Genomic DNA, 24,587 nt, shown 5'->3' with positions numbered 1-24,587 from the left:
ATTTTTCTGTCTAACTTTTAGGGTGCAGTTCACTGAGAGATCTGACTCTTTTTCCATGGGACTATGTGGCGAGAGGCTGACATGGTCGGCAGAATTTGGTATACTAGAGAAGATAATGGGCTTTTTTCTAAAGGGAAAAGCAGAGGAATAGCGAAGAAAAGGAAAAAGAATGAGCGAAAAAGAGCAAGAAATGACTTCGAAAAAGTTAGGGCTTCACGTGGGAGATAGCTTTCAGGATACACGTGAAATTCGCGAAGTGCTAGATAAATCAGTCTTTCGTGAAGAAGAGCCGACTCATAGCCAACAGCCAGAAGTCTTGGAGGAGCCGGTTGCAATGGAGGCATCAGAGGAAATTCGTGATGCCAAGCCAGAAGCAGTAGCAGAACCTACACAAGAATCGGAACAGGAAGCGGAGCAACCGCTCAGTCGGATGAGTCGTCGTTCGCGTAAGGCGGGAGTTGAAGCGACAAAAGCGGAAGCATCTAAGGTAGAAGAGGACACGGAAGAGCTAGAAGCGGATGTGGCAGTTGAGCCGATCCGTCGTCAATCCAAGCGTCCAGTGCCCCTAGCGATTCCTTTTGTGTTGAGTCTCTTGATTAGTTTACTGCATGTCGGGGTGCCATTTTTAACCCGTTTTGCAACCAATCAACAATCACAAAACTTGTATGCTGGCTGGGCAATGACCAAGGGGCAAGTACCGTTTGGTGATTTTTACGGAACCAATGGTCTGCTCTATTATGCAATCAACTGGTTGGGAAGTTTAGCTGGTGGACATTGGATCTTGATGATTCTCCAAGCGATTGCCCTCTTCTTTGCGGGTACTTACCTCTATCGGGTTGTGCGCTTGCTGGTGTCTGATAAAGATACAGCGAAGAATGTCCAGTTACTCTTTTATTTCTTGGTGCTAGGCCTTGGTTTTGGAGGGACTTATGTGACCTTCTTTAGCCTTCCAATCCTATTTGCCAGCATGAATTTCATTTTGGCTTATTTGATTGGGCATCGTAAGGATGAAGGCTTTATCCTTTATGGTGCGATTGCTGCTGTGGCTTTCCTGATTGATCCGATGACCAGTGCCCTGTTTTATTTGTTGGCCTTCCTTGGATTAACAGCCTTTAACATCAAGCAGAAGAGATGGGCACGTGGCTTTTATCAACTGCTGGCAGCTCTCCTTGGTTTTTCACTTGTCTTTTATCCAATTGGCTATATCACCGTTTTGAATCAGACTTTTGGCTATGCCATTAACCAAGTGACCTATGTCTTTAATGCCTTGAATTTTAGCAATGGACAGACCTTCAGTAATGCCATTTATTATGGACTGTTGGCGCTCGCCTTTGGTCTGGTCTCTGCCTTTTTGATGTCCTTTACGAAGCAAAATAGCAGTGCTCGCCGGATCTTCCGCTTTATGGGATGGGCAGGTAGCCTGGTAGTCCTCATCGTGTCGATTGGTCTTCCGGAACAGGGAGCTTACCAATTATTACCGATGTTGCCATTTGTTCTTCCTTTGTTTGCGATCTGGTTCTCACGAGATGGGGAAGAAAACGATGGGATCGAACGTCGTGGTCGGAAGAAGAAAAACAAGGAAGTTTGGGCCGCTTACTTTACGAGCCAAGTTTTCTTACCGCTAGTAGCCCTTGTCTACCTGTTGGCGAATCCGGTGGTTCAAGATGTTGTGCTTCAGTCTGGTCAATCGAGTGAACGGAGTGCTATTGCCAGCTACATTAAACATCACACCAAGTCGAAAGATACCATTTATGCTTGGGATACGACAGCTACTCTCTATCAAGAAAGCGATCGTTTGGCCGCTTCTGCCTTATTGACCCCGACGTCTTATCTGGGGATTAATGAAAATCGGACCAATGTGATCCAACAAATCGATCGGTCTGAACCCAAGTATATTGTGGTCAACAATCAGGTAGAATTGACCTCCAATATGAAGGACTTGCTCAAAGAAAATTATCATCTCGTTGAGAAGAAATACCGTCATTTCAAACTCTATCAACGCTCTTAAGAAAATCAATATCTTGTGCTTTAGAAAGTTTTTTATAAAATTTTCCACAAGATATTGATTTTTATTTTTGGAGTGGTATAATACAACTTGTATGTAAATAAATGAAGAGAGGCATGTTTGGTATGATCACCTTGAGAGAAGAAAAACTGAGAATGGCCCCGGATATTTTTGTTGAAAAACGAGATGGCCGTCGTGTTCCATTCGATGTTGAAAAAATTTATAAAGCCTTGTTGAAGGCAACAGAAGAAGTGACTTCTCTCACTCCCGTGATGGAAGCCAAACTAGAAGCCATTGTCGATCGTGTGATCGCAGAGATTTTGGAACGTTTTCCAAATGGCGTGAAGATCTATGAGATTCAAAATGTCGTCGAGCATGAATTGCTTCAAGCTAATGAATATGCGATTGCAGAGAGCTACATTACTTATCGCACCCAGCGTGATTTTGAGCGCTCAAAAGCGACGGATATCAACTTTACGATTGGCAAACTCCTCAATAAGGACCAAGCCGTCGTGAATGAAAACGCCAACAAGGACAGTGATGTCTTTAACACGCAACGGGACTTGACAGCAGGGATTGTTGGTAAGTCTATTGGTCTCAAAATGTTGCCCAAACACGTAGCCAATGCCCACCAAAAAGGGGACATTCACTACCATGATTTGGACTATAGCCCTTATACACCGATGACCAACTGCTGTTTGATCGATTTTGAAGGCATGCTCAGAAATGGCTTTAAGATTGGGAATGCAGAAGTAGAAAGTCCTAAGTCCATCCAAACTGCGACGGCTCAAATCTCGCAGATTATTGCCAATGTAGCCTCTAGTCAGTACGGGGGCTGTTCAGCTGACCGGATCGATGAGGTCCTGGCCCCTTATGCAGAAAAGAACTACCAAAAACACTTGGCAGATGCCAAAGAGTGGGTGCTTCCTGAAAAGCAAGAGGACTATGCTTGGAGCAAGACTCAAAAAGATATCTATGATGCCATGCAATCGCTGGAATATGAGATCAATACCCTCTTTACCTCGAACGGACAAACTCCCTTTACTTCGCTTGGTTTTGGTCTTGGAACCAATCGCTTCGAGCGGGAAATCCAAAAGGCGATTTTGGAAATTAGAATCAAGGGACTTGGATCGGAACATCGGACAGCGATCTTTCCAAAACTGATCTTTACCCTCAAGCGGGGGCTCAACCTAGAACCTGGAACCCCTAACTATGATATCAAGCAATTGGCCTTGGAATGTGCAACGAAGCGTATGTATCCAGACGTTTTGTCTTATGACAAGATTGTCGAGTTGACAGGCTCTTTCAAGGTGCCGATGGGATGTCGTTCTTTCCTTCAAGGTTGGAAGGATGAAAATGGTGTGGAAGTTAATTCTGGCCGGATGAATCTAGGGGTTGTGACAGTCAATTTACCTCGGATTGCCTTGGAATCGGGAGGAGACAAGGAGAAGTTCTGGCAAATCTTTAATGAACGGATGAACATCGCTGAAGATGCCTTGGTTTACCGGGTGGAACGCACCAAAGAAGCAACACCAGCCAATGCGCCGATTCTCTACCAATATGGGGCTTTCGGGAAACGCTTGGGCAAATATGACCAGGTAGATCAGCTCTTCCGTCATCGCAGAGCAACCGTTTCTCTTGGCTATATCGGACTCTATGAAGTCGCAACCGTCTTTTATGGTCCAAATTGGGAACACAATCCAGAAGCCAAACAATTCACGATCGATATCATCAAGGATATGAAAGCTCGCGTGGAAGAATGGTCTGACCAGTATGATTACCACTTCTCTATCTATTCGACTCCGTCAGAAAGCTTGACAGACCGCTTCTGTCGCCTAGATACGGAGAAATTTGGTAAGGTTCGGGATATCACAGACAAGGAATACTACACCAATAGTTTCCACTACGATGTTCGTAAGAACCCAACGCCATTTGAGAAGTTGGATTTTGAAAAAGTTTATCCTGAAGCTGGAGCTTCTGGTGGCTTTATCCACTATTGTGAATACCCTGTGCTCCAACAAAATCCAAAAGCCCTTGAGGCGGTTTGGGATTATGCCTATGATCGGGTCGGTTATCTCGGAACCAATACGCCGATTGACCGTTGTTACAAGTGTGATTTTGAAGGAGATTTCACGCCGACTGAGCGCGGATTTGCTTGTCCAAACTGTGGTAATAGCGATCCGAAAACGGTTGATGTGGTCAAACGGACCTGTGGTTATCTAGGAAACCCGCAAGCTCGTCCGATGGTCAATGGCCGTCATAAGGAAATCGCTGCACGGGTCAAACACATGAATGGATCCACTATCAAATCAGCTGGACACCAAGTGACAGATTAGAAAAGGACATTATGGGAAAATACCAATTAGATGATAAAGGCAAGGCTCAGGTTCAACGATTCCACGAGAAGCATTCAAAGGGTGGAATCAATAAAAAAGACCAAGTAGCCAGCCTGAGAGAACAATTTTTAAATAAGAATAAGAAAAAGTGAGAGTTCGCTCTCGCTTTTCTCTTATGGGGAGGGAATGATGGAATTACGCAGACCGACTTTAGCAGATAAAGAAACTATTTTAAACATGATGGCAGAGTTCGAAGAGACCCGATCAGCGCACGACGGCGGCTTTTGGGATGCTGAGAACTTTGATTATGAGGAGTGGCTAGAAACTAACCTTAATAAAGAAATGGGAATAAATTTGCCTGAAAATCGCGTTCCATCAATTCAGTTCGTATTGTTTGATGAATCAGGTCATGCTTTAGGTTTTTTGAATCTACGGCTGAGACTAAATGAGGGATTGCTGAATTATGCTGGTCATATCGGTTATTCCATCCGCCCTTCTGAAAGAGGCAAGGGTTATGCCAAGGAGGCTCTCCGTCAAGGTCTGCAAGTAGCTAAAGAAAAGAACATCCATCGTGCTCTGGTGACTTGTAGCACGGACAATCCGGCCAGCCGAGCGGTTATCTTAGCCAATGGCGGTCAATTTGAAGATGTTTGAAATGGAACGGAGCGGTATTGGATAGAGGTGGAGTAGAAGGATGACATGGAATACACCAAAACCAGGCGAATGGAAGAGTGAGGAACTGAGTCAAGGGCGCATCATTGATTACAAGGCTTTTAACTTTGTCGATGGCGAAGGGGTGCGCAATTCCCTTTATGTGGCCGGGTGCATGTTTCACTGTGAGGGTTGTTACAATGTAGCGACCTGGTCTTTCAATGCAGGCATTCCCTATACCCAAGAGTTAGAAGAGCAGATCATGGAAGATCTGGCCCAACCCTATGTCCAAGGCTTAACCTTGCTAGGAGGAGAGCCATTTCTTAATACAGGTATTCTTTTACCCCTTGTAAAACGTATTCGGAAAGAATTGCCGGAAAAAGATATCTGGTCATGGACGGGCTACACTTGGGAAGAAATGATGTTAGAAACGCCTGATAAACTGGAGCTCTTGTCGCTGATTGATATCTTGGTCGATGGACGGTATGATAAGAGCAAACGCAACCTCATGTTGCAGTTTCGTGGGTCTTCCAACCAGCGGATTATTGATGTTCAAAAATCATTGAAAGAAGGAAAGGTTGTCATCTGGGACAAGCTCAATGATGGCAAGGAAAGTTTTGAGCAAGTCAAGCGGGATGATCTTTTGTAGGATCTTCAAAAACCGGGTGTTTCACCCGGTTTTTTTGGATTCTCTGCATAAGTATACAAGGGATTTTGCTTATTTTAGAAAGCGCTTACTTCCCAAATGTCCATAACGGACAAAAAAGTGATAATTAATGCATTTTTTGCTAAAAATATGTTACAATAAATATGATTAGGACTAATTGGAGGTATTTATGTCACAAAGGAGACGGAGTCGTCGTTCAGAACATAAGTGGGGGCAATTGCGAATCATTAATTCCGTATTGCTTATTTTTTTGCTTATGACTGCAAGTTGGGCGACCTATACCATGTTGGCCAATAACATCTTGGCTTTTCGCTATGTCAATGTTCTCGTGATTGCACTACTAGCTCTTCTCTTGCTCTTGTCAGCTTGGTTTGTGATCAAAAATCAGGCCAAAAAGACAACTTTGGTCCTGCTTCTTGTCGGCTTATTGGCTAGTTCAGGAGTTTTGTTTGCTAGTCAACAGCTGCTAAATCTGACGAGCAATGTCAATGGCCATTCTAACTATACAGAGTTTGAGATGGCTGTCTATGTCAAGAAAGACAGTGACATCAAAGACATCAAAGAAATCAAGGAAGTGGTGGCACCAAAGGGCAACAATAATGAAGCCAATCTCACGGCCCTCTTGGACAATATCAAAAAGACCAAGGGTCAGGAAATTTCTGTAGTGGATGCACCGACTTATCTAGATGCCTATAAGAGCCTGCAAGAAGGGAATGCTTCTGCCATGGTGCTCAACAGTACCTTTGAAGATACTATCGCTGCTGAAGATGCCGACTATGCGAAGAAGTTGAAGAAAATCTATTCCTACAAGATTCGAAAAGAAGTGGCAGCAACGAGCAAGGTGTCTGCCAATGCGGATGTCTTTAACATCTATGTCAGCGGGATCGATACCTATGGCCCAGTAACTTCGGTTTCTCGATCAGATGTCAATATCATCATGACCGTCAATCGGAAGACCAAGCAAGTTCTGTTGACAACGACGCCGCGGGATGCCTATGTACCGATTGCAGATGGTGGTAACAACCAAAATGATAAGTTGACCCATGCGGGGATCTACGGTGTGGATGCTTCCATTCATACCCTTGAGAATCTCTATGATATCAAGCTCAACTACTATGTTCGTCTCAATTTCACGTCCTTCCTCAAGTTGATTGACCTTCTAGGGGGGATCGATGTGGAAAATGACCAAGAATTCACGAGTCTTCATGGCAAGTTCCATTTCCCAGTTGGAAAGGTTCATTTGAATTCAGAGCAAGCCCTCGGTTTTGTCCGAGAACGCTACTCTCTCCAAGGTGGCGACAATGATCGTGGGAAAAACCAAGAAAAAGTCATTGCGGCCATTATCAAAAAGTTGACCTCTACCAAGGTCTTAAGCAACTACAATGAGATTATCGGAAACCTCCAAGATTCTGTCCAAACCAACATGCAGTTGCCGACTATGATGAACTTGATCAATACCCAGTTAGAAACAGGTGGTTCTTATGAGGTGACTTCTCAAGCGATTACCGGTCAAGGACGAAATGACTTGCCGTCTTATGCTATGCCTGGTTACAACCTCTATGTCATGGAGTTGGATCAAGCCAGCTTGACCAAGGCTAAGGAAACCATTCAAAAAGTAATGGAAGGAAAAGAAAAATGATTGATATCCACTCGCACATCGTCTTTGATGTGGATGATGGACCAAAGACAAGAGAAGATACACGTGCCTTATTGGAAGAAAGCTATCGCCAAGGGGTACGGACCATTATCTCCACTTCTCATCGTCGCAAGGGGATGTTTGAAACTCCAGAAGAAAAAATTGCAGAAAATTTTCAAGAAGTGAAAAAAATTGCGGCAGAGGTCGCGCCAGATTTGACGATTCATTACGGGGCAGAGATCTACTTTACCAATGATGTCTTGAAAAAACTGGAAGAAAAGATCATTCCACGTTTGGCAGAGACGCGCTTTGCGCTGATTGAATTCAGCATGGGAACACCTTATAAGGAGATCCATACGGCCTTGGACCGTTTGCTCCATCTAGGTGTGACACCGGTGGTGGCCCATATCGAGCGCTACAAGTGCTTGGAGAAAAATGAGGAGCGCGTGCAAGAGATGATTGACATGGGCTGCTACATGCAGATCAATAGTTCCAGTGTTCTCAAGCCTCGCCTCTTTGGGGATGAACAAAAACAACTGAAAAAACGAGCTCGGTACTTCTTAGAAAAAGACTTAGTGCACTTTGTTGCCAGTGATATGCACAATGTGGATAAACGACCGCCTTATATGGCAGAAGCCTATCGCTTGATCAAGGAAGAATACGGAGAACAACGAGCACAAGCTCTCTTTGTCAGCAATCAAGAACTCTTGTTAGCGGATGAATTAATCTAACCAGAAAACAGGTGGAGAGATCCACATGAAGGAGTAATTAGGAAATGAACAATCAAGAAAATCAAGCAGTGGAAATTGATGTTTTCGCTATGCTGAAGACCCTATGGAAACGCAAGTTTTCGATCGTTTTGGTCGCTCTTGTCTTTGCCATTGCAGCATTTGGCTACAGTGCCTTTTTAGCCAAGAAAGAATACCAAAGTACTAGCCGAATCTACGTGGTCAGTCGCCAAAATCAAGACAACAATGCCTTGACAAACTCTGATTTGCAGGCGGGTTCTTACTTGGTTAAGGACTACCGTGAGATCATTCTTTCTCAAAATGTTTTGACGCAAGCCATCGAAGAATTGAAACTCGATATGACACCGGCTGAGTTGTCGAAAAAGATCAGTGTATCCGTTCCGACAGATACTCGTATCCTTTCGATCACGGCTAAGGACGGAGATCCAAAAGAAGCAGCTCGTATTGCCAATGGCCTTCGGAATGTAGCAGCTGAAAAGATCATTGCTGTGACCAAGGTGTCAGATGTTACGACCTTGGATGAAGCAGAAGTGCCTCAATCACCTTCTTCACCAAATATCCGACGCAATGTCCTTCTTGGCTTTATTGCTGGAGCAGGCCTCATGGTGGTTCTCATGGTCGTAGTAGAAGTCTTGGATGATCGTGTCAAGAGACCAGAAGATATCGAAGAGCTGATGGGCTTAACCTTACTTGGTATTGTGCCAGATATTAAGAAACTGTAGACTGGGGATCGCATGAATACGTTAGAAATTTCAAAAAATAAATTACAAGAAATTCGGAAGGCAGAAGAGTACTTCAATGCCCTAGCGACGAATATCCAATTGAGTGGGGTGGACTTAAAAGTCATCGCCATCTCATCTGTTCAAGAAAATGAAGGGAAATCAACCACTTCAACCAACTTGGCCGTTGCCTTTGCGCGTGCGGGTTACAAGACCCTCTTGGTCGACTGCGATATCCGGAACTCTGTCATGACAGGGGTTTTCCGTAGCCGGGATAAGATCCAAGGCTTGACCGACTTCTTATCTGGTCGTAGCCAATTGGACCAAATCTTGTATGCGACTGATTTTCCAAATTTGGATATCATCGAGTCTGGACAGGTAGCGCCAAACCCAACAGGTCTCTTGCAAAGCAAGAACTTCACTGTGATGATGGATGCCTTGCGTGAGCATTTTGACTACATCATTGTCGATACGCCTCCAATCGGGGTCGTGATTGATGCGGCCATTATCGCCCAACGCTGTGATGGAACTGTCTTGATCACAGAATCTGGTGCCAATGGACGCAAGGCTGTCCAAAAGGCTAAGGAACAATTAGAACAAACAGGCACCCCTTTCTTAGGAGTCGTGCTCAATAAATTTAACATTAAAGCTGCTGAGTATGGTTCATACGGTGGATATGGATCTTACGGAGAGTACGGGAAAAAGTAAAGAATAGGATCGAGGGAAAATGGGAGAAGAAAGAATCGAACTGGAAAAATTAAATATTGTTCTCTTTCAAAGTTTAGCTGTCCTATTTTCGGCTTACATTGTGAGTCTTTTTAAGGATGCAGAATACACGTCGCAGACAATTGCCATTCTCTATCTCTTGCATTTTGTATCCTTTTACATTAGCAATATTGCCTATCGTTTTTATAGCAGAGGCTATCTAGATGAGCTCTTTCAGGTCTTGAAATACAATGTATTTTTCGCTGTTGGGATCACCTTTACCTCTTTTATGCTCGATGGGGTCTTTTCCATCTCTCGTCGGGGGATGATCTACTTCTTTCTTTTCAATACGTTTTCCGTCTATATCATGGATCTCTTGCTCAAGAGATACCGGAAGTCTGTTTCACCACGGAGGAAAAGCTCGCGAAAGATTTTCCTGATTACAGCGACTAGCCGGATGGAAAAGGTATTTGATATTTTGCATTTGCCTAGCCTTTATCATGGAGAACTAATCGGTGTCACTGTCATGGATGATACGGATTTTACCCATTCGGGTGTACGGGTGGTGCAGCCGGATCAAATGATGAACTTTGTGACCAAGGAAGTGGTGGATGAAGTGTTTATCAATCTGCCAAGTGAGGACTACAATATTAGTGATTTCGTCTCGGAGTTTGAGAGTATGGGGATCGATGTATCGGTCAATCTCAATGCCTTTAACTTCGCTTCCTTGGGCAATAAACGGGTTCGAGAAGTCGGGGGACTAAGTGTCGTCACTTTCTCAACCAATTTCTATAAACCAAGTCACGTCTTTGCTAAACGTCTCTTAGATGTTGTAGGCGCCCTCTTTGGTCTCTTGATTTGTGGACTAGTGAGTATCGTTTTGGTCCCTCTAATCCGCAAAGATGGTGGACCTGCCTTCTTTGTACAGAAGCGGGTCGGAAAGAACGGACGGTATTTTAACTTCTATAAATTCCGCTCTATGCGCGTGGATGCCGAAGAGATTAAAAAAGATCTGATGGCGCAAAATACCATGACAGGTGGCATGTTTAAGATGGAAAACGATCCACGGGTAACACCAATCGGACGCTTTATCCGTAAGACCAGTCTGGATGAATTGCCACAATTTTACAATGTTCTGATCGGCGATATGAGTCTAGTCGGAACTCGTCCTCCAACGGTAGACGAATACCAAGACTATACGCCAGCCCAAAAACGCCGCCTCAGCTTCAAGCCCGGGATTACAGGCCTTTGGCAAGTGAGCGGACGCAGTGAGATTACAGATTTTGACGAAGTGGTCAAACTCGACGTTGCATACATGGATGGTTGGACGATCTGGAGAGATATTCAGATCCTGCTCAAGACCGTGAAGGTTGTACTTAGAAAAGAAGGAGCGAAGTAGGAAAATGCCTACTTCGTCCTTTCCATGTTAGGAGAAAAATGACACAATCAATTTATATCGTTGGTTCCAAAGGGATTCCAGCAAAATATGGTGGTTTTGAGACCTTTGTTGAAAAGTTGACAGAATTCCAACAAGATAAAGATATCCAGTATTATGTAGCTTGTATGCGGGAGAATTCAGCCAAATCAGGGATTACTGCAGATACTTTTGAACATAACGGTGCAATTTGCTACAACATTGATGTCCCTAATATTGGTCCTGCACGTGCCATTGCTTACGATATTGCAGCACTTAATAAGGCGATTGAAATCGCAAAGGAAAACAAGGACCAGGCACCAATCTTTTATGTCTTGGCTTGCCGGATTGGTCCTTTTATCTCAAAAATTAAAAAGAAAATCAAGGCGATCGGTGGGACCCTCATGGTCAATCCGGATGGTCATGAATGGCTTCGCGCGAAATGGAGTCTCCCAGTCCGTAAGTATTGGAAATTTTCTGAACAACTCATGGTCAAACATGCCGACCTGTTAATCTGCGATAGCAAGAATATTGAAGCCTATATCCAGAAGGATTACGCTAAGTATCAGCCACAGACGACCTATATCGCCTATGGAACGGATACAAGCAAGTCTAGCCTGAGTAGAGAAGATGAGAAAGTAGGGACTTGGTTTGCGGACAAGCAAGTCTCTGAAGGGAATTACTACCTTGTCGTAGGTCGCTTTGTACCCGAAAACAACTATGAGGCCATGATTCGTGGCTTTATGCAGTCCAGTTCCAAAAAAGATTTTGTCCTGATTACCAATGTAGAGCAAAACAAGTTCTATGAACAGTTGCGTAAAGATACAGGATTTGATCAAGACCCTCGAGTGAAGTTTGTCGGAACTGTTTATGATCAAGAATTGCTCAAATACATTCGTGAACATGCCTTCGCTTATTTCCATGGTCATGAGGTAGGTGGTACTAATCCATCCCTTCTTGAGGCGCTCGAGTCTACTAAACTCAACCTCTTGTTAGATGTTGGCTTTAACCGTGAAGTCGGTGAAGATGGTGCTCTCTATTGGAAGAAAGATCAATTGGCACATGTCATTAATCAGGCTGAACAATTGGATGAACAAGCTATCGAAGATCTTAATCAACAATCAAGTCAACGGATTGCGGATGCTTTCACTTGGGAAAAGATTGTCACAGACTACGAGAAAGTATTTAAAGGTTAGAAATGCAGAAAATATTATATCTTCACGCTGGTGCCGAAATGTATGGTGCTGACAAGGTGTTGTTGGAGCTTATTAAGGGTTTGGATAAAGATGCTTTTGAAGCACACGTTATCTTACCCAATGATGGTGTCTTAGTTGGTGCATTGGAAGAGGTTGGGGCTAAGGTAAAAGTCATCGACTATCCAATTTTGCGCCGGAAATATTTTAATCCAAAAGGGATTCTTGAGTACTTTGGCTCCTATAACCGTTACTCCAAACAAATTGCTCAGTATGCTAAAGAGAATGGGATTACTCTCATTCACAACAATACAACTGCGGTACTTGAGGGCATTTACCTCAAGCGGAAGTTAAAACTTCCTTTGATTTGGCATGTGCATGAAATTATCGTTAAACCTAAAGCGATTTCTGATTTCATCAACTTTTTGATGGGGCGCTATGCGGATACCATTGTGACCGTTTCAAATGCCGTTGCTAATCATGTCAAGCAGTCTCGTTTTGTCAAAAATGACCAGGTTCAAGTCATCTATAATGGGGTCGACAATGCCGTCTATCATGAAATCGATGCTGGCTCTGTCCGTGACCAATTTGGGATCGCACAGGATGCCTTGGTTATCGGTATGGTTGGTCGAGTGAATGCCTGGAAAGGTCAAGGCGACTTTTTAGAAGCTGTGACGCCAATCTTACAGGCCAATTCAAAAGCAGTAGCTTTTCTAGCAGGGAGTGCATTTGAAGGTGAAGAATGGCGCGTGGATGAGCTGGAAAAAGCTATTTCAGAGTCACCAGTAGCTAGCCAAATCAAGCGAATCGATTATTATAGTAAGACAACAGAACTCTATAATATGTTTGATATCTTTGTCTTGCCAAGTACCAATCCAGATCCTCTACCAACTGTAGTTCTCGAATCAATGGCTTGTGGCAAACCTGTAGTCGGCTACCGTCATGGCGGTGTCTGTGAAATGGTGCAGGAAGGTGAAAATGGCCTTCTTGCCACACGAAATCAGCCTGCAGAATTGTCTAAAGCTATTCAAGAATTGGCTGATAACACCGAGAAGAGAGAGCAATTTGGCAAGGCCTCTGTCAAACGCCAAAAAGAACTCTTTTCATTACAAAGTTATATTCGTAATTTCTCAGAACAATATAAGAAGTACTAATATGAACAGTGAAACACTAAAAAATAAATTAAAACCAATCGTTTATCCAATTATTAATTTTATTCCTCGGCGAAGACTCAAGAATAAAAACTTTACGATCATATGCGATAATTGTTGGGCTGGAAAAGTATATCAGGAGTTGGGCTTGCCTTATCAAACACCATTTGTAGGGATGTTTGTCTTTTCGCCTGATTATATCAAGATGCTCAAGAATTTAAAACACTATTTGAGTGGAAACATCCCCTTGAAATTTGTTCAGGAATCGAAATATATCAAAGACTTTGATAACGCCTACCCTCTTGCAATTCTTGATGATATTGAACTTCATTTTTTGCATTATGCAGATGAAGAAGAAGCAACTCAAAAATGGAACCGCCGTTTGAAGAGAATGCATTGGGATAATTTGTATTTCAAGTTCAATGACAATGATGCTTGTACTTATGAGCTGATGAAAGAGTTTGAAGAGCTTCCATACAAGAGTAAGGTGATTTTCTCTTCAAAGAATTATAGTGACCTACCTTCATTGGTCCACTTTAAATCAGCTGAAAAGCAAGGACACGTTGGCATCGATTTGAAAACGTACCACCGTTATTTTAATGCTGTTACTTGGTTGAATAAGGGTGGAGAGGATCTAACTAAATGAAAAGAATAAGACTTATTATTCCATATTTCGGAAGACTTCCAAAATTTTTCCCTTATTTTTTGTTAACCGCCAAACGTAATCAAAAGATTGATTTCTTAATTTATACGGATCAAAAGGTTGAACAATTTGACATTTTAAATGCTAAAAATATAGAATTTGTAACTCTTTCTTTTGATGAGTTAAGAGAGAAAGTTCAGTCTAAGTTTGATTTTAAAATCTCTCTTAAAACACCTTATAAATTATGTGACTATAAAGTTGCTTATGGGCTTATCTTTGAAGAAGAATTAAAGGGTTATGATTACTGGGGCTTTTGTGACACAGATGTTTTACTTGGAGATATTTACCAATTTCTAGAAGAGCATAGATTTTTTGAGAAAGATTATGCTCGATATGGTCTTTTAGGTCATTTACAAATATTTAAAAATACACAAGATGTTAATCATGTATTTATGTCTGGGCAAGGTTTAAACTATCGATTAGATTATCATAATGTCTTTACTAGTGAGCAAAATTTTATTTTTGATGAGGCAGAAGGTATCCAAAAGCTTTTTGAAAAAAGTCATTTCAAACAACTGCAAGATAAGTTTTTTGATGATATTGATATTAGTCATTTCTCATTTCGGGAATATGGTGAAAACGAACCGAAACGCTACTATTTTTGGTCAGAGGAAAATGGTTTGGAATCGATAAATTTAATCGATAGTGATATAGTGGTTAAGCGTCCTCTATATGCACATTTCCAAAAGAGGATGATCAAATGTCCTGAGTTTAAATTGGTTGATTCATTTTATGTTATACCAAATCAATTAGTTATTGGAGAGAAAATTTCTAAGCAAGAGCTAGTAGAGGTGACAAGAAATAAATTCTATTGGGAATATATTAGATCAACAATGTTAAAGAAATTAAAAAAAGAAAAATGGACACTAGAATTTATTCGTCATAAATTAAGGATGAAGAGTAATGAATAATATAGATTTGAGTATTATTGTTCCAGTATTTAATGTTGAAGGTTATTTAAAAAGAGCCCTAGATTCCATACTTATGCAATCGTCGCCAATCAATTATGAAATTGTGTTAATTGATGACGGTTCAAGTGATAATAGCGGTGCGATTTGTGATAAGTATCAAAATAATTTTTCTAACGTTTGTGTTAGGCATATTGAAAATAACGGAGTGTCAGAAGCTAGGAACTTAGGTATTTCTTTGTCGAGAGGTAATTATTTATTTTTTATGGATCCTGACGACTTCGTATCTGAGGATTTCTTTGAAAAAATATTTCCTACCCTCAATGATAAATGGGATGTTCTTTGTTTTGGCTACAATGAAATTAAAGAAAATAAGGACACTATTTTGTCTTGTCGCCCTCATTTGTATACGCGTTGTGGTCTTCTTGGAAAGAATGAATTTAGAAATGAATTTATAGAGTTATTCAAAACTGATATGATGTACAATGTTTGGTCAAGAATCTATAACAAGTCATTTATTTTAAAACACGATATTCAGTTTCCTAGTAAACCAATAGGAGAGGATACTTCATTCAATTTTCAAGTTTATCGACATTTAAATACCATTCAATTTATTGATTCGATTCTTTATAATTATATTGCTGGTAGAAGCGGTTCAGCATTGACCAGTTTTCATCCTAGAAGAATCGAAATACAATTAGATGAACTTCAAGCATTGCAAGAATTACTTGAAAAGTTCCAAATAGAAGATGCCACATTAATTCAGGAAATTAAGACAAAAATTATTGTAAGTGCAGCCTTTCAAATTTCTAATTTAAATGCGAGAAGGAAAGAAAAGATAGAATTACTGCAATCTGTTATTACTAATAAAGCTTTTGATCATATTTTTTCAGGAAATAGGAATCAAATGATTGGGTCTTATAAGACCTTATTAAGACAGCGAGATATTTCTTCTTTTCTTAGAAGATTGAGTATTGATCTTCTCACCCAAAAAAAATTTCGGACAGTCATCTTTATTGAAAAAATGAAAATGAATCCAATTTTACGTAAAATTGCTTTTAAATAGGTGTAGCTATTTTATTAAGAGTAAAAAGGTATTATGTTAAAAATTAAGTTTGAGAACCTTTTGGTTATTCTAGTATTGACTCTTATTGTTGGGTACGATACTCTTATGACAACAATGTTAAACAGAATAATCCCAAATCTTCCGGTTGTTTTATTAATCTGTTTTTCATTATTATTATGTTTTAGATTTTTGTATATAAAAAAATTCACGTTCTTTTATATCTTAACTGCTATTTTATTACTACTAACAAGTTCTATCGTATTCATGCATACGGGCGGGACTAATTTCCTACTTTATTCATTATTGATTTTGTTATTATATGATGCAGATATTGATGTTATCTTAAAAACATACGTTATTGTGTCAGGAACGATAGTGTTCGGAGTGTTCTTACTTTCAATTCTAGGAGTTATTCCTAATTTACAATTTGCTCAGGTCCGTTCGTCTGGCCTTGTGATTAGAAATTCCTTTGGTTTCATTTATCCAACTGACTTTGCGTCTCACTGTTTTTATTTATTTATTGCTTGGGGATATGTACTACGGAAAAAGTTCATCATACTACGAACCTTGGTAGGTATTAGTTTAGCATTTTTTATCATCAAATTTTGTGATGCTAGGTTAAATGCCCTTTCTGTACTTGTAGCAACTGTCATTTTTATTGTTATGTATGTTACTAAAGAAAGAAAATTTAAAATTTATGGGATCCTACCTTATTTTGCAGCTATATTTTCTTTCTTAATGTTTTACTTATCGTATTTCTTTACCTGGTCTTCTTCATTATTTGTGAGTTTGAACAACTTATTCAGTATGAGGTTATTTTTAGGGAAAAATGCAATAGAGACCTATGGATTACATTTGTTTGGAGCAACCGGGGTTAAGTTTATAGGATATGGCGGCACAACAGAATCAGTATACAGTTATAACTATGTAGATTCCTCTTATATTCAAATGTTATTTTACTACGGAGTTGTTCCTGTAGTATTACTGGTATTGATTTATGTACTTGCATCAAAGAGAATTTATAAACAGGGTATGTTCCTATTCTTAGCTTTATTATCGCTTATTACAATTAATTGTATGATAGAAGCTTTTTGGATAAGACCAGGATATAATATTTTTATTTTTACACTTTTTGCTAGCCTTGTGCCAGTTCAATACAAAATAAAAGATAGAATTGAATGATCATGAAAGTTCTTAAAAATTACGCCTATAATCTCTCCTACCAGTTACTGGTGATTATCTTGCCGATTATCACCACCCCTTATGTGACGCGGGTCTTTAGTTCAAATGACTTGGGGACCTATGGCTATTTCAACTCCATTGTTACTTATTTTCTCCTTTTGGCGACGCTAGGAGTGGCCAATTATGGAACTAAGGAGATTTCAGGACACCGGAAAGATATTCAAAAGAATTTCTGGGGGATTTATACCCTTCAGTTGGGGGCTACGATTTTATCCCTTACCCTCTATGTTCTTTTATGTCTAACCCTTCCTTCTATGCAAAACCCTGTGGCCTATATTTTGGGGCTCAGTTTAGTTTCAAAGGGACTAGACATCTCCTGGCTCTTTCAAGGATTGGAAGATTTCCGCAAGATTACGGTTCGAAATATCACGGTCAAACTGGTTGGAGTCATCTCCATCTTCTTGTTTGTCAAATCTGCTAATGATCTTTATCTCTATGTATTCTTACTCACCATCTTTGAACTGTTAGGTCAGCTTAGCATGTGGTTGCCCGCACGTGAATTTATTGGGAAAGTCCATTTTGATATGGCCTATGCACGGGTGCATTTAAAACCGGTCATTTTGCTCTTTTTACCTCAGATTGCCATTTCCCTCTATGTCACCTTGGACCGGACTATGCTTGGGGCTCTTGCCTCTACAAAGGATGTGGGGATCTATGACCAGGCCTTAAAATTGGTCAATATTTTGTTAACCTTGGTGACTTCACTGGGGAGTGTCATGTTGCCTCGGGTATCGAGCCTCTTATCCTCAGGGGACCACAAGGCTGTCAACAAGATGCACCAAATGTCTTTTTTGATTTACAATTTGGTCATTTTTCCGATTATTGCCGGCATGCTGATTATCAATGATGATTTTGTTCAATTCTTCCTAGGGAAGGATTTCCAAGATGCACGTTATGCCATTGCCATCATGATTTTTAGAATGTTCTTTATCGGATGGACCAATATCATGGGGATTCAAATTCTAATCCCTCACAATAAAAATAAAGAATTTATGATTTCGACTACTGTACCTGCCATTGTCAGTGTCGGATTGAATCTCATCTTCCTACCAAAACTGGGCTTTATTGGAGCTGCGATTGTGTCAGTGTTGACAGAAGCTTTGGTATGGGGGATTCAACTCTACTTCACACGAACTTATCTTAAAGAAGTGCCGATTATGGGCTCAATGATGAAGATTGTGTTCGCTTCAGGCCTCATGTATGGTCTTTTGCTACTAGTCAAGTTCATCGTCCACCTTTCGCCGACGCTGAATGTCGTTCTCTATGCTGGCCTAGGTGGGGTCATCTATGGGACCTTGATTTTGCTCCTCAAAATAGTGAATGTGAAAGAGTTGAAACAGCAATTAATAAAAAAATAGGGAGACAACTATGTACGATTATCTGATTGTTGGTGCTGGTCTATCGGGGGCAATTTTTGCTCATGAGGCAACCAAGCGTGGCAAAAAAGTAAAAGTGATTGATAAACGGGACCACATTGGTGGTAATATCTATTGTGAAGAAGTTGAAGGAATCAATGTTCATAAGTACGGTGCCCACATTTTCCATACCTCAAACAAAAAGGTTTGGGATTATGTCAACCAATTTGCTGAATTTAACAACTATATCAATTCACCGGTAGCTAATTACAAGGGCAGCCTCTACAATCTTCCCTTCAACATGAATACCTTCTATGCCATGTGGGGGACAAAGACTCCTCAAGAAGTCAAAAACAAGATTGCGGAGCAAACGGCGGATATGAAAGATGTTGAGCCTAAGAACTTGGAAGAACAAGCGATCAAGTTGATTGGTCCGGACATCTATGAAAAGTTGATCAAGGGCTATACAGAAAAACAATGGGGACGTTCTGCAACAGACCTTCCACCATTTATCATCAAACGTCTTCCAGTTCGCTTGACCTTTGATAACAACTACTTTAATGACCGTTACCAAGGGATTCCAATCGGTGGTTACAACGTCATCATTGAAAACATGCTGGGTGATATAGAAGTAGAACTTGGGGTTGATTTCTTTGCCAATCGTGAAGAGCTTGAAGCTTCAGCTGATAAAGTTGTCTTTACAGGGATGATTGACCAGTACTTTGATTACAAACATGGTGAGTTGGAGTATCGCAGTCTTCGTTTTGAACACGAAGTCTTGGACGAGGAAAACCATCAAGGGAATGCGGTCGTCAACTATACAGAGCGTGAGATTCCTTATACTCGAATCATTGAGCATAAGCACTTCGAGTATGGTACACAACCGAAGACGGTGATTACCCGTGAATACCCAGCTGATTGGAAACGAGGCGATGAGCCCTACTATCCAATCAATGATGAAAAGAATAATGCGATGTTTGCCAAGTACCAAGAAGAAGCTGAGAAAAATGACAAGGTTATCTTCTGTGGACGCCTAGCAGACTATAAATACTACGATATGCATGTGGTTATTGAGCGTGCTCTAGAAGTCGTTGAGAAAGAATTTATTAAATGACACAAGAAAAAATTGATATCGTGGTTCTTTGGGTCGACGGAAGTGATACGGAGTTTATCCGCGAGAAACAAGCCGTGACAGGTCAAATGTCAAAAATAGACCAAGAAATCGACGGAGAGCAACGTTATCGTGATTACGGTATTTTTAATTACTGGTTTCGAATGATTGAAAAGCATGCTCCTTGGGTGAATAATGTTTATCTAATTACCAATGGGCAAAAGCCTGACTGGTTAAATTTGGAGCATCCAAAACTTAAGTTGATCACTCATAGGGAATTTATGCCTGAAGCTTACCTTCCTTCATATAATTCAGCAGCAATTGAGCTAAATCTTCATCGTATTGAGGGCTTATCAGAACATTTTATCTACTTCAATGATGATATGTTCATGATAAAGGATACTCAACCTTCCGATTTTTATAAGAATGGACAACCCAAGCTTTTAGCAGTATACGATGCTTTAGTTCCATGGTCACCATTTACAAATACTTATCACAATAATGTTGAGTTGATTTATCGCCATTTTCCTAATAAGAAGGCTATGAAATCCTCTCCTTGGAAATTTTTTAATTTTCGTTATGGTTCCTTGGTTTTGAAAAACTTGTTACTCTTACCATGGGGACCGACGGGTTATGTGAATCAGCATTTGCCTGTACCGATGAAGAAGAGTACTTTGTCACATTTGTGGGACATCGAAGGTGAAACTTTGGATAGAACATCCAGAAATAAGATTAGAGATTATGGGGTAGATGTCAATCAATACGTTTGTTCTAACTGGCAAATTGAAAGTAATCAGTTTTATCCTATGTCTAAAAATTTCGGAGAAACAATTGGTTTAAATCAAGTGGATAAGCTGGAATCTATCTTTACAGATAGACGTAAAAAACTGCTTTGTGTCAATGATGATGGTGACTTTAGGGAAGAAAACATCATTCATTTCAAGCAAATTTTAAATGAATATTATCCTAAAAAATCAGCGTATGAAAAATGAGAAGTAAGAGATGAAATACTATTTAAAAGAAGAATTTTTACACGACAATAATGCTAAAAATGCGGGAAATAAAGCACGTAATGACGTTGAAGCAATTTTAAATAAATTAGGTTATTCTCCGTTGAAAGTTTTGGTGGATGACTGGTATCAAATGAATGTTCTTAGGGCACAGATTCATAAATATAGAGCTCTCTTTAGAGCTTTCAAAGACCTAAAGAAAAATGATGAGATCATAATTCAATTTCCTTTGTTACATCATTCTTTGTTTCTTAACCATTTACTAAAAAAACTTAAAAACAGGGGTACGGACGTCTATTTTTTAGTTCATGATTTGGAAACACTGCGTTTTGTGAATGATAAAACCTTACCATTTAGAATGAAGTTACGGATGAAACTAACTGAAAGTGATACGTTCCGTAGTGTTACAGGAATTATTGCTCACAACCCGGTTATGAAATCTGTTTTAGTGGATAAGGGGGTTGTAGAAGATAAGATTGTCAGCCTTGGTATTTTTGACTATTTGATTCCAGATTTTCAAGAAAAGAGTGGCCAAACAAAAGACCAGCCGATAATTGTGGCAGGTAATTTGGCCAAGGAAAAAGCTGGTTATCTTTATACTCTTCCAGAAGCACCGTCTTATAACCTTTATGGTGTAGGTTTTGACGAGAGTAGGGCACTAGAAAATGAGACTTACTTTGGTTCCTTCTTACCGGATGAACTGCCTGCAGCCCTTGAGGGTGGTTTTGGACTGGTCTGGGATGGGGATAGTTCGGAAACTTGTAGTGGCGTCTTTGGTGAGTACCTTCGCTACAACAACTCTCACAAGGCGTCTCTTTACTTGGCATCGGGCTTCCCGCTTGTGGTTTGGAAACAGTCAGCCTTGTCTCATTTTGTGCTTGAGAAGGGCTGTGGGATTGCAGTAGAGTCGCTTCATGACTTGAAGGAGACAATCGACAATCTTTCAGATGCTGATTACCAAGACTTGGTGGACAATGCCAAGCGTGTCGGTCAGGAAATCCGAGAGGGTCACTATTTAAAGACAGCTTTAGAGCATTTAGCATAAGGTCAGAAGAAGTCAGAAGGACTTCTTTTTTGTGTTTCAAAAAAAATCACTAATTTTAAAAATTTGCCATTTAAAACTTTTCATCTCTGAAACCGTGTGGTAAAATGATTAAAGTATAAAATTTGTATAAAGGGAAGTTTATATGAAAAAGAAAGATCTTATTTTTTATGCGAGTGCAACGGTACTATTGGCCTTTTCAACGCAACAGGTCAAGGCTGATGAACAAACTTCATCTGACCAAACATTTGAAAAAACTGCCACAATCGTTTTAAAGGCAGAAACCTCGTCAAATACAGAGAATACAGGAATACATGCTGAAAGATCAGTGGCAATAGAGAAAAAGGCTGATACAGAAGCATACCGGAACGAAACTGCTAAAAATAACGCTGAATTTGCGGAATATGTTGCTGAAGAAAAGATCGAAACAGAATCTCCATCTTCCGCTGTGTTTACAAGTCTCTCTTCCAATAGAAAAGAAGAACATACAAGTGCTACAACAAGTGGAACGATTCCCACTACAGAAGCAAAAGCCAGTGGGACACTTTTAATCGAGAATAACAATCCGGTGGCAGGAACGTTTGACGCAGTTGTTCGTGATATTGAAGCCCCAAATGGTTTGAAAGAAGTTCTTGTTCCAACATGGAGCCTTGAAAACGGTCAAGATGATCTGATATGGCATAAAGCTATGAGAGAGCCTGACGGCTCTTATCGTGCGAAAATTAAAGCCTCCGATCACAAAGATTCCACTGGGAATTACCGGGCAGATGCTTATGTAATTGATAAAAAAGGGAGAGCCCAGTATCTATCTCAAAAGATTGTTGCTGTTGATTATGCACGACCAAGTGGTGCCCTTTCAATTGAGAATAACAATACTGTAGCAGGGACATTTGATGCGGTTATTCGAAACATTGTCGCTCCAAATGGTGTGAAAGAGGTATTGGTTCCGTCATGGAGTTTAGAGAATGGTCAAGAAGACCTCATTTGGCATAAAGCAACTAAGCAAAGTGATGGTAGCTATCGTGTCACCATTAAGGCAACCGAACATAAAGGGAATAAAGGGAAATACCGAGCAGATGCTTATGTTGTAGACAACTCAAATAATCGTCACTACATTGCTGAAAAAGTAGTAGCTGTTGATTACACACGGCCAAGAGGTGTCCTTTCAATTGAAAACAACGATACTGTAGCAGGGACATTTGATGCAGTTGTTCGTGACATTGTTGCGCCAAATGGCGTTAAAGACATCTTGGTTCCATCATGGAGTCTTGCTGGTGGTCAGGACGACCTCATCTGGCATAAGGCTACTCGTCAAGCCGATGGTTCTTACCGCGTGACGATTAAGGCAACAGATCATAAGAACTCTACAGGGAGATATCGTGCTGATGCTTATCTTGTAGATAATTCTAATACTCCTTTTTATCTAACGGAAAAAGTGGTAGAAGTTACCCAAACTCGTCCGACTGCAAGTCTCATTATTGAAAATAATAATGCTGAATTGGGAACTTTTGATGCAGTTGTTCGTAATATTTCCGCTCCAAATGGGATTAAAGAAGTCTTAGTTCCATCGTGGAGTCTTGTGAATGGCCAAGATGATCTTATTTGGCACAAAGCGACTCGACAACCAGACGGTAGCTATCGTGTTACCATCAAGTCCGATGAGCACAAGAATTCGCTTGGCAATTATCGTGCTGACCTCTATATCGTTGATAACAAAAATCAACACCATTATATCACTGAAACGGTGGTGGATGTTAAGCATAACAAACCAATTGGTACGATTTCAATAGTTAACAACAACAAAGATACGGGAACTTTTGACGTCATTATTAAAGATGTCTACAGCCCTAAAGGCGTGCGAACAGTTCAAGTCCCAACTTGGTCTGACAAGGATGGTCAGGACGATCTTCGTTGGTACGAAGCAACTCGCCAAGCGAACGGAGACTACAAGGTTTCTGTGAAGGTTAGTGACCATAAAAATTCTACTGGGAAGTACTTTGTTCACCTATACTACATTCAGAATGATGGCACACGAGTCGGTGTTGGTGGGACAACTACAGACGTCGAATTCCGTAATGCTAAGACAAAAACACAGGCCTACATCAAGAATGTCAATTCTGGTGCTGGAACCTATACGGTAACAGTGGATCAAGCGCCTCAGGGACGTCGGATTAAGAACATCCGTGTCGCAGCCTGGTCTCAAGCGCACCAAGAAAATCTTTTCTGGTATTCAACAGCACCTTCTGGTATGCATACAGAAGTGCAGGTCTCTGCAGCAAATCACCAGTACCAATCAGGTAACTATACCACTCACGTCTATGTGGATTATGTCGATGGTGGCGTTGAAGGCTTTAACCTTGGTCAAACAGCCCTTCATCCCCGTGCGACAGTAGATCAAACTGCTTTTAGTCCTCGTGTAACGAATGGACAACGGGACCGTGTCTTACGGGCAGCAGCTAGTCTAGTGGGCGTTCGTGGCGGCACTGCAGCTCACCAACAATTGATCAATGATTATAACAGTGTTAAACCACTTCCAGTTGGTTATGCAGTGAAGACGACCGATGACTGGTGTGATATCTTTGTCACAACAGTCTTCCAGCGGGAAGGTTTGAGCGGTTTGATTGGCCGTGAATGTGGAGTCGAACGTCACATCCAGATTTTCAAACGCTTGGGTATTTGGAATGAGGATGGTACCACTACACCAAAAGCAGGGGACATCATCACCTTTAACTGGGATCAAAATAGCCAACAAAACAATGGCTTTGCGGATCACATCGGAATTGTCGAAAGCGTCTCAAACGGAATCATTCATACCATTGAAGGAAACTCCAACAACCAAGTCCGTCGTAATACCTATCGGATCGGACATGGCAATATCCGTGGATTTGCAACTCCTCGCTATCAATAAAAAAAAGAAGCCGCAG

21 protein-coding genes are annotated in these 24,587 nt (G+C 40.8%); all 21 read left to right on the top strand.

The genetic code is table 11. From position 1 onward, the window contains the following. Positions 1-169 precede the first annotated feature (169 nt). Complete coding sequence (locus HMPREF2686_RS05290; protein WP_070449504.1) at positions 170-2,008, top strand: glycosyltransferase family protein; 1,839 nt, start codon at positions 170-172, stop codon at positions 2,006-2,008. Positions 2,009-2,130: 122 nt separating this feature from the next. Next, positions 2,131-4,341: an anaerobic ribonucleoside-triphosphate reductase gene (nrdD, locus tag HMPREF2686_RS05285; RefSeq protein ID WP_045760231.1), complete on the top strand. Its 2,211-nt coding sequence runs from the start codon at positions 2,131-2,133 to the stop codon at positions 4,339-4,341. Between the two features lie 11 nt (positions 4,342-4,352). After that, entirely contained in the window at positions 4,353-4,493 is a 141-nt protein-coding gene (locus HMPREF2686_RS10375; RefSeq protein ID WP_148130199.1) for a hypothetical protein, read from the top strand. Between the two features lie 37 nt (positions 4,494-4,530). Further along, positions 4,531-4,995, top strand: coding sequence for a GNAT family N-acetyltransferase (locus tag HMPREF2686_RS05280; RefSeq protein WP_070449502.1), 465 nt, complete (start codon positions 4,531-4,533; stop codon positions 4,993-4,995). Between the two features lie 40 nt (positions 4,996-5,035). Continuing rightward, entirely contained in the window at positions 5,036-5,641 is a 606-nt protein-coding gene (gene nrdG, locus HMPREF2686_RS05275; RefSeq protein ID WP_045760018.1) for an anaerobic ribonucleoside-triphosphate reductase activating protein, read from the top strand. Between the two features lie 187 nt (positions 5,642-5,828). Further along, a complete protein-coding gene (locus HMPREF2686_RS05270) occupies positions 5,829-7,298 on the top strand; it encodes an LCP family glycopolymer transferase CpsA (protein WP_024055170.1) in 1,470 nt (489 codons plus the stop codon). After that, positions 7,295-8,026, top strand: a complete 732-nt coding sequence (gene cps4B / locus HMPREF2686_RS05265; RefSeq protein WP_024055171.1) for a capsular polysaccharide biosynthesis protein Cps4B — start codon at positions 7,295-7,297, stop codon at positions 8,024-8,026. Before HMPREF2686_RS05270 ends, cps4B begins: the two co-directional genes overlap by 4 nt. A gap of 44 nt (positions 8,027-8,070) precedes the next feature. Then, complete coding sequence (locus tag HMPREF2686_RS05260) at positions 8,071-8,766, top strand: Wzz/FepE/Etk N-terminal domain-containing protein (protein WP_024055172.1); 696 nt, start codon at positions 8,071-8,073, stop codon at positions 8,764-8,766. 12 nt (positions 8,767-8,778) lie between these two features. After that, positions 8,779-9,471: a tyrosine-protein kinase gene (locus HMPREF2686_RS05255; RefSeq protein WP_023919867.1), complete on the top strand. Its 693-nt coding sequence runs from the start codon at positions 8,779-8,781 to the stop codon at positions 9,469-9,471. A gap of 19 nt (positions 9,472-9,490) precedes the next feature. Continuing rightward, positions 9,491-10,867 carry a sugar transferase gene (locus tag HMPREF2686_RS05250; protein ID WP_024055173.1) on the top strand — a complete coding sequence of 459 codons (1,377 nt, stop codon included), beginning with the start codon at positions 9,491-9,493 and terminating at the stop codon, positions 10,865-10,867. A 38-nt stretch (positions 10,868-10,905) separates the two neighbouring features. Beyond that, entirely contained in the window at positions 10,906-12,078 is a 1,173-nt protein-coding gene (gene cps2T, locus HMPREF2686_RS05245; protein ID WP_024055174.1) for a beta 1-4 rhamnosyltransferase Cps2T, read from the top strand. Positions 12,079-12,080: 2 nt separating this feature from the next. Next, positions 12,081-13,229, top strand: a complete 1,149-nt coding sequence (locus HMPREF2686_RS05240; protein WP_049474179.1) for a glycosyltransferase family 4 protein — start codon at positions 12,081-12,083, stop codon at positions 13,227-13,229. A 1-nt stretch (position 13,230) separates the two neighbouring features. Further along, complete coding sequence (locus HMPREF2686_RS05235; RefSeq protein ID WP_049506870.1) at positions 13,231-13,872, top strand: DUF1919 domain-containing protein; 642 nt, start codon at positions 13,231-13,233, stop codon at positions 13,870-13,872. Next, entirely contained in the window at positions 13,869-14,840 is a 972-nt protein-coding gene (locus tag HMPREF2686_RS05230; RefSeq protein WP_049496413.1) for a DUF6625 family protein, read from the top strand. Before HMPREF2686_RS05235 ends, HMPREF2686_RS05230 begins: the two co-directional genes overlap by 4 nt. Continuing rightward, complete coding sequence (locus HMPREF2686_RS05225; RefSeq protein ID WP_049506872.1) at positions 14,833-15,903, top strand: glycosyltransferase family 2 protein; 1,071 nt, start codon at positions 14,833-14,835, stop codon at positions 15,901-15,903. The genes HMPREF2686_RS05230 and HMPREF2686_RS05225 overlap by 8 nt, the downstream gene beginning before the upstream one ends. A 33-nt stretch (positions 15,904-15,936) precedes the next feature. Continuing rightward, positions 15,937-17,085 (top strand): hypothetical protein, encoded by a 1,149-nt coding sequence (locus tag HMPREF2686_RS05220; protein WP_049506873.1) that lies wholly within the window; start codon positions 15,937-15,939, stop codon positions 17,083-17,085. A 2-nt stretch (positions 17,086-17,087) separates the two neighbouring features. Next, a complete protein-coding gene (locus HMPREF2686_RS05215) occupies positions 17,088-18,503 on the top strand; it encodes a flippase (protein ID WP_049496502.1) in 1,416 nt (471 codons plus the stop codon). Between the two features lie 10 nt (positions 18,504-18,513). After that, positions 18,514-19,614 carry a UDP-galactopyranose mutase gene (glf, locus tag HMPREF2686_RS05210; RefSeq protein ID WP_049506875.1) on the top strand — a complete coding sequence of 367 codons (1,101 nt, stop codon included), beginning with the start codon at positions 18,514-18,516 and terminating at the stop codon, positions 19,612-19,614. Further along, entirely contained in the window at positions 19,611-20,603 is a 993-nt protein-coding gene (locus HMPREF2686_RS05205; RefSeq protein ID WP_049496403.1) for a stealth family protein, read from the top strand. Before glf ends, HMPREF2686_RS05205 begins: the two co-directional genes overlap by 4 nt. 10 nt (positions 20,604-20,613) lie before the next feature. Continuing rightward, complete coding sequence (locus tag HMPREF2686_RS05200) at positions 20,614-21,666, top strand: glycosyltransferase (protein WP_049496400.1); 1,053 nt, start codon at positions 20,614-20,616, stop codon at positions 21,664-21,666. Between the two features lie 142 nt (positions 21,667-21,808). Further along, positions 21,809-24,571, top strand: coding sequence for a GBS Bsp-like repeat-containing protein (locus HMPREF2686_RS05195; RefSeq protein WP_049506878.1), 2,763 nt, complete (start codon positions 21,809-21,811; stop codon positions 24,569-24,571). Positions 24,572-24,587 lie beyond the last annotated feature (16 nt).

The sequence above is a fragment of the Streptococcus sp. HMSC057G03 genome, from assembly GCF_001808745.1.
Classification (GTDB): domain Bacteria; phylum Bacillota; class Bacilli; order Lactobacillales; family Streptococcaceae; genus Streptococcus; species Streptococcus parasanguinis_Z.
Note: the sequence above shows the minus strand (reverse complement) of the source record. Positions and strands in the feature narration are given on the sequence as shown.